Source organism: Campylobacter taeniopygiae, assembly GCF_005406225.1.
Taxonomy (GTDB): Bacteria; Campylobacterota; Campylobacteria; order Campylobacterales; family Campylobacteraceae; genus Campylobacter_D; species Campylobacter_D taeniopygiae.
Window position 1 is genome coordinate 36,877 of record NZ_NXLY01000011.1, and the last position, 13,164, is coordinate 50,040.

The window sequence follows — 13,164 nt, forward strand, 5'->3', positions numbered from 1 at the left end:
ACTTCAAGTTATTTAAAATAACCTAAACTTATCATTTTTTGATAAATTTTCGCACTGATTTCCCCAGAGGTAGTATCCCTACCTCCATGTTCGAGTAAAACAGTTACAACATATCTCGGATTTGCATAAGGCGCATAAGAAGTAAGCCATGCATGAGATCTTGTATAATATTGTAATTGTTTTTCATCCACCCTGCTGCGATCTGTTTGAGAAAATCCTACCACCTGTGCAGTTCCTGTTTTAGCAGCTACTTTTACACCAAGATTATGCAAATAACGATAAGCTGTTCCTCCTTGTTCATTAGCCACAGCATACATAGCATCCCTTATATAAGGAAGCTGACTTTTTTCAAATAAGGTAAAAATTTCTTGATTATCATGGGTTTTATTTTCAATTTTAGTATTATTATTTTCTATACTTTGTAAAAAATGAGGTAAAACTTGTTCACCTTTAGCAATTTGAGCTGTATATCTTGCAATTTGCATAGGAGTTGCTAAAAAATTTCCCTGACCTATGGCCGTATTTAAAGTATCACCCTGAAACCAATTTTGCTTATATCTTTGCATTTTCCATTCTCTACTCGGTAAAATACCTACAAATTCATTAGGCAAATCAACTCCAGTTTTTGCACCAAAACCAATGCGTGATAAAGTTTGACTGATTTGATTGATACCAACTTGCAAACCCCCATCATAAAAATAAACATCACAACTTGATTTAATAGCATGTTTTAAATCCACGTTTCCATGCCCTGATCGATTCCAGCATCGAAATAATCTTCCTCCAAGCTCCACACTACCCCCACAAAAAAATTGAGTAGAAGGTGTTATATTTCCTGAATTTAAAAAAGCCAAAGCAACACCCATCTTAACAACGGAGCCAGGTGGATAATATCCATTGATTAGTTTATTTGTAAAAGGATGATCAAGATTATTAGAAAGCTCATCCCAATCTTTAAAAGAAATTCCCGTTACAAAAGGATTAAGATCGTATTCTGGAAAACTTCCAGCTGCCAAAATAGATCCATCTTTAATATCCATAATAATTGCTGCTCCAGCATTATTTTCAAAAATATTAGTCAAAAAATCTTGCAATTGTATATCAATAGTTAAATGTATATCATTTGAAAGTGGAGGAGTATAAGAAATTTGTGCCACTTCTTGATTTAAGGCATTAACCTTATAAACTTTTTCTCCTTTGACTCCTTGTAAAACATCATTATAATAACGTTCTATGCCACTTTTTCCAATAAAATTTGTCAATTTAGAGATTTCATTTTCTTTTATATCTTGCAAATTAGCTTTTCCAACATAACCTATAATATGAGAGGCTAATTTTCCATAAGGATATTTTCTTTGCACGGTAGATTCTATTTTTATATTTTCATCCAAATTAAGCACTGAATAATGTTTCATCATCTCTTGTGCGGGTATAAAATCTACAATTTGTATATAATCTTGATTATAATATGAATCATTTTTCTTATAAATTTGTAATAATTTTGTAACATTTAAATCCGGAAAAAAACCTTGCAATTTGTTTAATTCTTTTTCTAAAATACTGATTTTATTTTTCTTAAGACTTAAATAAGGTTTTAAAGAAATACTATATCCTAAGTCATTAACTGCCAAAAGTGTGCCGTTTCGATCAAATATTTCCCCACGTTTAGGAGCTATCAATTGAGTTTTTATAGCATTTTGCTTTGCAAGCTCTTCATAATATACATTAGACTTTATACTCAAATAATAAATGCGACTTAATAAAAAAATAAAAAATAAAAGTATAAAACCAACAACCAAACGCATACGCATTAAATTTTACCTCTAAAAAAGACATAAGCTAAAAAACATTCAATTGCTATAGATATTAAATATCCAAAACTTAATGTTTTAAAATGCTGATTATTCATATAAGAAAAAATAAAATCCAAAAGAAAAATGAAAAAATAAGCACAAAGAACAAATGCAACAGGTATCAATTTTTCCATTTTCAAACTCGTTTTAATCCAATCAGCACAAATATAATAAAAAAGAGCAAAGGCAATCCAAGATGAAAAAATAAAAAAATCATAAGTAATATCTGTAAAAAACAAAAAAAATAAAGAAAAATACCACCGAAAATCAAGTTTATTAAAGGTTTTTTGACTTTGTTCTAAAAGATAAATCATATAGCAAAAAAATAAACCATAAAGCAAAGGTGTATAAGTAAAAATAGATCCTAAAATTTGATATACAATATAAAAAAAACCTAAAAATATATACCCACCATTGATATTTACTCTATAATTTTTTATCATTTATAAACCCAAAACCTGATTAATGATTTCATTCTCAAGCTTATCAAGCCCAAATTTATTTAAATTTGAAATTAAAATTGCATCTTTAAAATTATTTCTAAGTTTGGCTTTTTCGCTTTGATTTAATTTATCACATTTTGTAAAAACTTTTAAAATTTTTTGATCCGGTCTTAAAAATCCTTTTAAATAATCATTCAATCCTTTATCAATTTCTAAATCGGTATGTCTTGAATCAATTAAATGAATAAATAGCTTTATGGAAGTTCTTAATCTTAAAAACTCATCCAAATAAACATTCCACTCTTCTTTTAAATTTTTAGAAACCTTAGCATAACCAAAACCAGGTAAATCTACAAAATGAATATTAAATTTATCCTCATCTTTTTGACATAAAACTTCAAAAAAATTTATCAATTGAGTTTTTCCAGGAGTTGAAGAGCTTTTAGCAAGATTTTTTTGCTTACACAAAGAATTAATTAAAGAACTTTTGCCAACATTTGATCTTCCTAAAAAAGCAACTTCACTAAAATTAGACGCAAAATTGATATCAAATTTTGCCAAAGAGGTGATAAAACGTGCATTAATAATCATTTTTGTTTCAAATCAAATACAAAGCGTGCAGGTTTATTGTCTTTGCTTTGTATTTTATAAATATTTTTTTTCCTATCTACGATAATTTTATCTCCGCAAAGCTTTTGATGATTGATTGGTTCATTGATATATGCATTTCCATCAATTTCATAAGTATCATCAACAACATTATAAATTAATTTATCCCCCTCTCCTTTATAAACCTTGCCTTTTAGGTTAATTTTAAATTTTGGATTTTGCGTAGCTTCATAACGTATAGGTTTGCGATTTTTATCAGTATAGATGATCAATTTTCCAGCATTTAAAATATCTTCTCCCCTTTTAACTTCAACATCACCACTAAGTATACTTTCTCCCTTATTCTCATCGGAATAAAAATTTAGAGCTTTTACTTCAATTTTAGTCGCTAAAGATACACTTATACAAAAGAATAATAAAATTATTTTTCTTGCAAACATGCATTTACCTCTTGAATTTGCAAAATTTTGTTTTTTGTATCATATTGTAAAATTTTTCCATTAACAATATTTCCATTAATCAAACCCTTAAAACCTGTATCTGTGCTTAAAATTTTGTTTTTTGGCTGATACTCTACTTCATCAGCAATAAATTTAACTTTATTAGATCCTAAATATGTAACATTTCCTTCAAATTTTATCTTATCCATATTTTGACCCAAAAGTTCTAGCTTATTAGCACTTAAGTTAAAATCCAAATTATAATTTGTGAAATTATCAAATTCATCTCTATTAGTATACCTTACCCAAGAATTAGCTTTATAATAAGACTTAATTGCTGTTTGATTGATATCATAAGCTTTTAAATGATTTGCTTCAATATTTTTAAAATTTAAAGAATAAGATTTAATATCTAAAGAATAAGGATCTTGAAGCCATAAAATCACAAAAGTAATCACAAAAAGAGCGATAAGGATACCAAAACTTTTTATAGCCAAATTTTATTCCAATCTTGCTGCATATTATTTTTTTTCACGATATATTCTATCATTTCTGCTACAGCGGCTTCTCCGCCTTTATTTTCCAAAATCACATCAACCTTTAAATCCTTATGAGCATCTTTTGGCTTAAAGCTTAAACCCACATTTTCAAGAAGATTTTTATCATTAAAATAATCCCCTATAGCTGCACACTGAGAAAAATCAAGGTTTAATTTTTGCAAAATTTCTTTTGCGCAAGTTAATTTATCTTTAACTCCTTGGAATAAAAGATCTATTTTTAAATCTTTAGATCTTTTATCTACACAAGGGCAATTTCTACCTGTAATGATGGCGATTTTTTTGCCAAGTTTTATCCAAGCTTCAATCGCTGCACCATCTTTAACATTAAATTCTTTGATAAAACCACCTTCTGAAGTGTAGATGATTTTTCCATCTGTTAAGCAACCATCCACATCTAAAAAAATTAATTCTATCATTTTATTCTCTTACTATGAAAGCTCCAGCAAATGCTCCACTTGCAGCAAAATCACGTGCTTCTTCTTCACTTCTAAATCCGGTTAAAAAAACTCGATTTAAACCATCCACTGTACTTGTGCGTATAGTCGAAGAATAAGTTCTATAAGTTTTATATCTTGAAGCTATAGTTCTTGCACCTTCTGGATTTTTAAATGCACCAATTTGAACCATAAAATTTCCACCCTCGTAAATTTGTCCATTGCCTGAAATTTCTCCACCGTTGCCATAATTTACATTAGAATGAACGACATTATTGCCAGAATTTGAAGAACCAAATCCTATAACTTCGAGTCTAACTGGTGCCGTTCCACTGTGTATCATATCGATTTGCTTTGCAGCCGCATTAGATAAATCAATAATACGATTATTTACAAAAGGACCACGATCATTTACACGAACGGTAACTTGACGATTATTGTTTAAATTTGTAACCTTTAAAATAGTATTCATAGGTAAAGTTTTATGTGCTGCTGTGAATGCATTTTGATCATAAATTTCACCATTTGAAGTTTTTTTACCATGAAATCCTGGTCCATACCAACTAGCAATACCATCAGCAGTTTCTCCAACAGATACCACAGTTGGATAATAAGTTTTTCCATTTATGGTATAAGGCTTCATTGTGCCTTTACCGCCTGAAGAATTAGGATTGCTTTTAAAATCATTACTCGGGTAATAAACCTGAGCACCACTACTTGATTCTGAAAGTAAATTACCTATTCCGCAACCCGTAAAAATACTAATGACGGATAAAATTGGAATAATTTTTAGAGTCGCTTTGAGCTGTCTTAATGTTTGCATTTTTGTTCTCCTTTATTGGTATTATAATTTTTTGATTAATACTTAAACGATTTTTATAAATACGGTTTAATTCTTTAATACTATCTATACTCACATGATGATTTTTCGCTATTTTATACAAAGAATCTCCCGCTTTTACGGTATAAACTTTGGTCATAGGTATAGTTGTATCAACTTTTGCAAGTTTATTTTCTTTAAAATACTTGTCAAAAAAAGCCACTTTATTTAAAGGAATATACATATAATATCCTTTGCCTGGCGGCGTAAAATTATGCTTAAAATGAGGATTGTATTTTTTAAAAGTAGCAAAACTTATATTTAAATTTTTGGCTATATCTTTTAACGAGACAGAAGATGGGGCATCCACTTTAATAAAATCATTACTTAAAGCATAATTTACCAAAGATGCATCTTTTGCTAATAAAAAATCTCTATCATTTGCCAAAAATGAAAGGGTTAAAATTTTACGCAAAAAATTACGAGTTTCTAAAGAAAGATATTTTTTATCTGAATCAAGCAAAACATTTAAGTCATCACTGCCTGCCTCTTTAATAGCTTGATGCAATTTTCCATTGCCGCAATTATAAGCTAAAATAGCTAGATACCACTTACCAAACTCTGCTTTCATTCTTTTTAAATAATCAATAGCTGCATAAGTTGATTTTACAGGATCCCGTCTTTCATCAACATAAGCATCTACCCTAAGTCCTAAATTTTTGGCCGTAGGTTTCATAAACTGCCAAATTCCAACAGCTTTAGCATTAGAAACACTATTAACCTTTAAACCAGATTCAACCATAGCTAAATATAAAATTTCTTCAGGAACTTCTTCTTCAGATATTATTTTTCGAATCATAGGAGTTATTTTTGAAAAATTTTGCATTCCATCAATCAAAGTTTTAGTATGCTTTGATTTTATATCTTGTTGACTTTGAACAAAAACTAAATTACTGATAAAATTTGACTCTATATCTAAATCTCTTAAAATTTTTATCTGTCTTTCATAAAATTCTGGAGAATTAATTTGTGCAAAAAGAAAATTAAAAAACAATAATAGTAATAATATTTTTTTCATAAACCACCTTGAAAAAATAATTTTTTAGAATTATCCAAGCAAATTTTTAAAAGCTCTTCTCTTGATAAATTTAAAATTTCACTCATTTTATTAGCCACTAATTGAGTTAGCAAAGGCTCATTTCTCTTCCCGCGATAAGGCTCTGGAGTTAAATAAGGCGCATCAGTTTCAATGAGTAATTTGTCCCTTGGAATTTTAGGTAAAATTTCCACTAATTTCTTAGCATTTTTAAACGTTAAAATTCCACCTATTCCAAAATAAAAACCTTCATTGCTAAGACGAAGTAAATGTTCACTCGCATTAAAACAATGTAAAACTCCGCCAACAAGATCCTTAGAATATTGATGCAAAATTTCATAGGTATCATTATTGGCTTCTCGTGTATGGATAATCACAGGCTTTTTAAACTCTTTTGCTAATTCAAGCTGAATTTTAAAAAAATGTTTTTGAAGATTTTTTTGATGCTCTATTTCTTTTAAATCATCGCTTTGAAAACGAAAATAGTCCAATCCACACTCGCCTACCGCTATGCATTTTTCTTGTTTTAAATATTGTCTTAAAATGTTTTCATCAAAATTATCAATTTCATAAGGATGTATTCCAGCTGCAAAATATACTCTATCATATTTTTGCGCTAATTCTGCAGCATAAGGAAGATCTTTAATATGCGCACCAGGTATAATTATTTTTTCAATCCCATTATTAAAAGAATGTGTTAAAAGTGCATCCAAATCATCCTTAAAAACATCACTATCAATATGACAATGGGTGTCGATAATCTTTAAATTATCTTTAAATTCAAGATCTAAGAACATACTTCCACTCGATCCTTACCGTTGGTTTTTGCTTGTGCAAGTGCCTTAGATGCTTTTTCGGCTAAGTGGTCAAATTTATCTTTGTTTTTACCAAAAACTACACCGATAGAAGCAGTAAAAAACACTTCATCTAAATTAATCAAAATTCCAACTTTTTTTATATTAACACGGATGCGAGATAAAATTTTAACAGCTTTTTCGTGAGAAATATTTTTTAATAAAATACAAAATTTTTCAGGACTAAATCTTCCTACTATATCCCTACCCTTAACTTCATTTACAATTTCATTAGCACAAATTTTAATAATCTCATTACCCGCATCAAAACCATATCTTTCATTTAAAGATTTTAAATCATCAATATTTAAAAAAGCCAAAGCAAAATCTTCTTCTTTAATCATAACTTCATTGAAATACGCTTCAATATCATCCATTAAAGCTTCATAATTTTTTACACCCGAAATAGGATCAAGATTGTTATAGGTATTTAAAAATTTCATATTATCCATATAAGTTAAACATCGATCCAAACGAGAATTAAAACTATCTCTTTTAATCGGTTTTATTAAATATTCATTGGCACCATTTTTAAATAAATCAGCCTCTAAAGTATCATTTTTATCGCCTAAAAGTATCACTCCTAATTCATCTTCACTGAAACGAGCTCTAACCTCATCTAAAAGTTCGCTTCCGCTAATAACTGGCATATTAACATCTGCAATAATAAGACGTATATCATTGTTATCATTTAAATAACTCATAGCCTCTTCCCCATGGGCGGCAGCTAAAACATTAAAATGTCTTTGCGTAAGGATCTTTTTAATTTCATTACGTTCAGGAAGTTTGCTTAAGGCTAAAATGATTTTAGTTCCAGAATACTGATCTAATTTAGATATAGAATTTATAATATCATCAATACAAGTACTGCTTTCTTTAAAAATATAACCCATTATATCTTTTTTTAAAAAGTCATCTCTTACTTCTTTATCGTTATTAGCAGTTAAAACAATCACGGGTAATTTTTTTTCTAAAAGAAACTCTACTACCTCTCCATTTGGAGCATCTGGTAAATATAATTCAGCAAAAACTAAAAAATATTTATTAGAAGATAATTCTTTTGCCTCCGTATAACTAAAAACAATATCAACCTCATAATTTAAAGTCGATTGGATTTTTTTAGCCAAAAGCTTTCCAAGCATTTTATTATGATCGACAATTAAAATTTTTTTATCCATAAATTTAACACACCTTAAAAATTAAAGCTAATTTTAATGTAAGGATAAAATTGTAACATGCTTAAATAAAAAATCCGCTTAAGACTTAAACAAAGTTTTAGCAAATTCTAAAGCTTCATCGTTAATCTTTTCCCCACTTACCATTCTAGCAAGCTCTTTGATTCTCTCTTCTTGATTCAGTTTTTTGACAAAACTTTCATCACCCTTTTTTTCAACTAAAAAGTGATTATGTGCCTTAGAAGAAAGTTGTGGCAAATGTGAAATAGCAAAAATTTGATAAAAATTTGAAAGTTCATTTAAAACCTTAGCGATACTCATCGCTTCTTTGCCACTCAAATTAGCATCAATTTCATCTAAAAATAATATCCCATTACCCTGACCTAAAATTTTACATTCTGTTGCTATAAATGCAAGTCTTAAACGATTAAGTTCCCCTGAACTTAAATTTTTCAAATTAGCCAAATTGATATTTAAACTAATCTCATCTTTGCCCATAGAAGATATCATTTTACTTTCATCCAAATTTAAAATAGCATCTTTCATGTAAAGATTTTTTAGATATCCATTTAAGCAATTTTGTAATTTTTCTAGATTATTTTTTCTTGTTTGGGTTAGAATTTTTGCACTTTTTTCTATTTTGTCTTTTGCTTTTTCAAATTTCTTCTCAAGCTCTTTTTTTTCAAAACTTAGATTTTCATAATGCTCAAGTTCTTTTTTCTTATGCTCTAAAATTTCTAGTGCATTTTCAATACTCTCGTAACGTTTAATTAAAAAAGATAAATTTTCTATCCTATCAAGTATTTTTTCAATATCAAAATCAAAATCTTCCAATTTTTGACTTTCCGAAATCAAACGCAACTCATTCAAACATTCACTAAAAAAAGTCGGATCTTTATCACTTAAATTTAAAGCATCAATCACGACTTTTTCCAAATCAAAAATTACACTAGCCTTTTGCCACGCTTCATCTAATTTATCCTTTTTAGAAAGCTTTTTTTTAAGCTCTAATAATTCTTCATATTCTCCTATTTTTGGATTAATGCTTTGAATTTTTTCAATTTGAATGCTTGCCACTTCTTTTAATTCTTCGATTTTTTTTTCTTCATCTAAAATTTGATTTAATTCTTCAGAAAATCGAGTGTAATTGTCAAAATCTTCTCTAAATTCATTTAAGAAATTTTCAAATTGAGGATTATTTTGTATCTCCAAAGCATCTAAAATTCTCAAAAATTTTTCATTACTAAATTCATTATTTTCTTTGGCACTAAGATATTTAATAAAACTTTTACTTAAATTTTGCAAACTTTTTTTAGCAATGCTTTGATTATTAATAAAATATTTTGTATTTTTTTCTTTTAAAAGCTTAAAAACATTTTCTTCTTCGCTTTCTATTCCATATTCTTCTAAATTTAACTCATCATCAAGCTCTAACTCTACAAGTTTAGCCTCACTATCGCTTAGAGCAAAAGCGGATAAAATTCCCTTAAATAACACAGATTTTCCAGCTCCACTAAGCCCAGTAAAAACAGTAAGTCCTTTTGAAATTTCAAGCTTTGCTTCTTTAAAACCCAAATTTTCTTTTATCAAAATTCTATTGATCATTAACTTCCCCAATTTAATTTTTCTTTTAAAATTTGAAAATAATCTCGATTTTTTGGACGAATCAAAGTAACACTTTTATGACTTAAACCCACTTTAATGCTTTTAAAATCATCCATTTTGTAATTTTCTTGCCCATCTATGGAAAACATGCATCCTTTTGCTCTAATTTCTAATTCAAATCCTTTAGGCAATACAATAGGTCTTTGTGTCAAAGAATGAGAACAAATTGGAGTCAAGATAAAGGCTTGAGCTAAAGTATAAACTATAGGACCATTAGCACTTAAATTATAAGCGGTTGATCCAGCAGGTGTAGCAACGATCAATCCATCTCCAAAATATTCGTTAAATTTTTTGTCTTGATGATAAACTTCAATATGTGCCATAGAAGCTTGATCTTCCCTTTTTATGATAATGTCATTAAAAGCATAATTTTTTATTTTTTGACCATTTTTTTGCTTTAAACTGACACTAAGCAAGAAAGGATTTTCCGTTTTAAAATCACCACAAAAAAAGGATTGAAAAAATTCTTCCGCATAATCAATTTTAAAATCCGTTAAAAAACCTAAGTGCCCCGCATGAATTCCCAAAACAGCTTTATGATATTCCCAAGCTTTGCGGCATACAGAAATCAAAGTTCCATCGCCACCCAAAGAAATAATAAAATCAGAAATTTTAAACAATTCATCGATATTATAATGTGATAAATTCGGATTTTTAGAGTTTTTTAAAAGTAAAAGTTCAATATTATATTTGTTTAAAATATTTTCTAAAATACATATTTCATTATCAAGATCCGAATTAAAACGAACAACAAGCCCTACTTTCTTAATATTTTTATAATCTATTTTGTTTTGCATGGAAAAATTATAACAAAACTTAGCTAAGCAAAAGAATAAAAATACTATAATTTTAAAATAATTATTTTAATTTCAAGGAAAAAAATTGCGTAGTCATTACAATACAGACTTGGGAATTTCCAATGTTGGAGAAACGGTTAAACTCTGTGGCTGGGTCAATAGCTACCGCGATCACGGAGGAGTCATTTTTATAGACTTAAGAGATCGTAGCGGTATCATACAGCTTGTTTGTGATCCAAATGATAGCAAAGAATCTCACGAAATCGCTTCACGTGCTAGAAATGAATTTGTGCTTATTGCTGAAGGCAAAATTCGTCCTCGCGGAGAAGGACTTGTTAATACTAAATTAAAAACCGGTGAAATCGAAGTTGTTGTTAGCAAACTTATTATAGAAAATGAAAGCACGGTTCCTCCTTTTGCAATCGCCGATGAAAGCGTTAATGAAGAATTAAGATTAAAATACAGATTTTTGGATTTAAGAAATCCTAAACTTTATGAAAATTTTTTTCTACGATCTAAAGCTTGTATAGCGGCTAGAAATTCTTTAGCTAATATGGGATTTTTAGAAGTTGAAACCCCTATTTTAACTAAAGCCACACCTGAAGGAGCGAGAGATTATCTTGTCCCTTCTCGCGTTCATCAAGGTGAATTTTATGCCTTACCTCAAAGTCCGCAATTATTTAAACAACTTTTAATGTGTAGCGGTTTTGATCGTTATTTTCAAATTGCAAAATGTTTTAGAGATGAAGATTTAAGAGCGGATCGTCAGCCTGAATTTACCCAAATTGACGTTGAAATGAGTTTTTGCGAACAAAAAGACGTTATGATGGTTACCGAAACCTTTTTGAAAGACATTTTTAAGGCTTGTGGAAAAGAAATCAAAACCCCTTTTAAAGTCATGCAATATAAAGAAGCTATGGAGCTTTATGGGAGTGACAAACCTGATTTGAGATTTGATCTTAAATTTATAGATGTAATCGATATCTTTGCTAAATCTAACAATGAAATTTTCTCAAATATCGCTAAAGATACAAAGAAAAATCGTATCAAAGCTATACGTGTTCCACAAGGAGACACTATCTTTTCAAAAAGACAAATGCAAAGATTTGAAGAATTTGTTCGTAAATTTGGAGCGCAAGGTTTGGCCTTTATACAAGTTAAAGAAGATGGTCTTAAGGGCCCACTTTGTAAATTTTTTGATGAAGCTGATTTACAAGAACTTAGCAAACGCTGTGATTTAGAAGTTGGAGATGTTGTCTTTTTTGGAGCTGGAGCTAAAAAAACCGTTCTTGATTATATGGGAAGATTTAGAATTTTCCTTGCAGAAGAATTAAAATTAATCAATCCTGATGTATTAGAATTTTTATGGGTTGTTGATTTTCCTATGTTTGAACAAAACGATGATGGAACTTATTCAGCTATGCATCATCCTTTTACTATGCCAAAAAATATTGATGAAGAAGATATTGAAGAGATTTATTCTATTGCCTATGATGTGGTTTTAAATGGCGTAGAATTAGGCGGTGGGAGCATTAGAATTCATAAAAACGATATCCAACAAAAAGTTTTCAAAAAATTAAATATCGATGAAAATGAACAAAGAAATAAATTTGGATTTTTACTCGATGCTTTAAGTTTTGGAGCTCCACCTCATGGTGGTATTGCCATAGGCTTAGATAGACTTATCATGCTAGTGACTGGATCAAAAAGCATAAGAGAAGTTATCGCTTTTCCAAAAACACAAAGAGCACAATGTCTTATGACAGACGCACCATCAGAACCAAATAAAGAAGCTTTAAGAGAATTAGGAATCAAATTAAGGGAGAATATAAAATGAAAGAATTATTTTTAATCATAGGGGCACCTGGAAGTGGAAAAACTACAGATGCAAGTCTTATAGCTCAATCAGATATTAATATTACTCATTATTCAACAGGTGATTTATTAAGAGAAGAAGTTGCTAGTGGAAGTGAACTTGGAAAAACAATTGATAGCTTTATTTCTAAAGGAAATTTAGTTCCTTTAGATGTGGTTGTAAATACTATTGTTTCAGCACTTAAAAACGCTCCAACAAAAACAATTATTATCGATGGTTATCCGCGAAGTGTTGAACAAATGATGGAATTTGATAAAGTTTTAAGCTCTCAAAACGAAATAGAGCTTAAAGGCGTGATCGAGGTACGCGTAAGCGAGCAAGTGGCTAAAGATAGAGTCCTAGGTAGAAATCGCGGAGCTGATGACAATGAAGAAGTTTTTTACAATAGAATGAAAGTTTATACCGAGCCTTTAGAAGAAATTCAAAAATTTTATCAAGATAAAAAACTTCATTTTATTATCGATGGAGAACGCACAATAGAACCTATTGTTGCAGATATGAAAGAATTAATTAAAAAAATTCAAAGCATTTAAAGGAGAATA

14 protein-coding genes are annotated in these 13,164 nt (G+C 29.3%); 2 read left to right on the plus strand and 12 right to left on the minus strand.

The genetic code is table 11. From position 1 onward, the window contains the following. Positions 1–8 precede the first annotated feature (8 nt). The 12 genes from mrdA to CQA75_RS06480 form a co-directional block, all read right to left on the minus strand. On the minus strand, positions 9–1,811 hold the full coding sequence (gene mrdA / locus CQA75_RS06425) for a penicillin-binding protein 2 (protein WP_137624198.1): 1,803 nt from the start codon (positions 1,809–1,811) through the stop codon (positions 9–11). Then, positions 1,811–2,296: a hypothetical protein gene (locus CQA75_RS06430; protein WP_137624199.1), complete on the minus strand. Its 486-nt coding sequence runs from the start codon at positions 2,294–2,296 to the stop codon at positions 1,811–1,813. The genes mrdA and CQA75_RS06430 overlap by 1 nt, the downstream gene beginning before the upstream one ends. Further along, positions 2,297–2,887, minus strand: a complete 591-nt coding sequence (gene yihA / locus CQA75_RS06435; RefSeq protein ID WP_137624200.1) for a ribosome biogenesis GTP-binding protein YihA/YsxC — start codon at positions 2,885–2,887, stop codon at positions 2,297–2,299. Then, a complete protein-coding gene (locus CQA75_RS06440; RefSeq protein ID WP_137624201.1) occupies positions 2,884–3,345 on the minus strand; it encodes an LptA/OstA family protein in 462 nt (153 codons plus the stop codon). Before CQA75_RS06440 ends, yihA begins: the two co-directional genes overlap by 4 nt. Continuing rightward, entirely contained in the window at positions 3,327–3,842 is a 516-nt protein-coding gene (locus CQA75_RS06445) for a hypothetical protein (RefSeq protein WP_137624202.1), read from the minus strand. The genes CQA75_RS06440 and CQA75_RS06445 overlap by 19 nt, the downstream gene beginning before the upstream one ends. Continuing rightward, positions 3,833–4,321 (minus strand): HAD-IIIA family hydrolase, encoded by a 489-nt coding sequence (locus CQA75_RS06450; protein ID WP_137624203.1) that lies wholly within the window; start codon positions 4,319–4,321, stop codon positions 3,833–3,835. Before CQA75_RS06450 ends, CQA75_RS06445 begins: the two co-directional genes overlap by 10 nt. A gap of 1 nt (position 4,322) precedes the next feature. After that, positions 4,323–5,162: a septal ring lytic transglycosylase RlpA family protein gene (locus CQA75_RS06455; protein WP_137624204.1), complete on the minus strand. Its 840-nt coding sequence runs from the start codon at positions 5,160–5,162 to the stop codon at positions 4,323–4,325. Then, on the minus strand, positions 5,101–6,237 hold the full coding sequence (locus CQA75_RS06460; protein ID WP_137624205.1) for a lytic transglycosylase domain-containing protein: 1,137 nt from the start codon (positions 6,235–6,237) through the stop codon (positions 5,101–5,103). Before CQA75_RS06460 ends, CQA75_RS06455 begins: the two co-directional genes overlap by 62 nt. Further along, positions 6,234–7,052: a TatD family hydrolase gene (locus CQA75_RS06465; protein WP_137624206.1), complete on the minus strand. Its 819-nt coding sequence runs from the start codon at positions 7,050–7,052 to the stop codon at positions 6,234–6,236. The genes CQA75_RS06460 and CQA75_RS06465 overlap by 4 nt, the downstream gene beginning before the upstream one ends. Beyond that, positions 7,043–8,287 (minus strand): bile resistance response regulator CbrR, encoded by a 1,245-nt coding sequence (cbrR, locus tag CQA75_RS06470; RefSeq protein ID WP_137624207.1) that lies wholly within the window; start codon positions 8,285–8,287, stop codon positions 7,043–7,045. Before cbrR ends, CQA75_RS06465 begins: the two co-directional genes overlap by 10 nt. A 78-nt stretch (positions 8,288–8,365) precedes the next feature. After that, on the minus strand, positions 8,366–9,889 hold the full coding sequence (locus tag CQA75_RS06475) for an AAA family ATPase (protein ID WP_137624208.1): 1,524 nt from the start codon (positions 9,887–9,889) through the stop codon (positions 8,366–8,368). After that, on the minus strand, positions 9,889–10,746 hold the full coding sequence (locus tag CQA75_RS06480) for an NAD(+) kinase (RefSeq protein WP_137624209.1): 858 nt from the start codon (positions 10,744–10,746) through the stop codon (positions 9,889–9,891). The genes CQA75_RS06475 and CQA75_RS06480 overlap by 1 nt, the downstream gene beginning before the upstream one ends. 85 nt (positions 10,747–10,831) lie before the next feature. Between CQA75_RS06480 and aspS the strand changes: the two genes are divergently transcribed. Next, positions 10,832–12,583: an aspartate--tRNA ligase gene (gene aspS / locus CQA75_RS06485; protein ID WP_137624210.1), complete on the plus strand. Its 1,752-nt coding sequence runs from the start codon at positions 10,832–10,834 to the stop codon at positions 12,581–12,583. Then, entirely contained in the window at positions 12,580–13,155 is a 576-nt protein-coding gene (locus tag CQA75_RS06490; RefSeq protein ID WP_137624211.1) for an adenylate kinase, read from the plus strand. The genes aspS and CQA75_RS06490 overlap by 4 nt, the downstream gene beginning before the upstream one ends. The last annotated feature ends 9 nt before the right edge of the window (positions 13,156–13,164 follow it).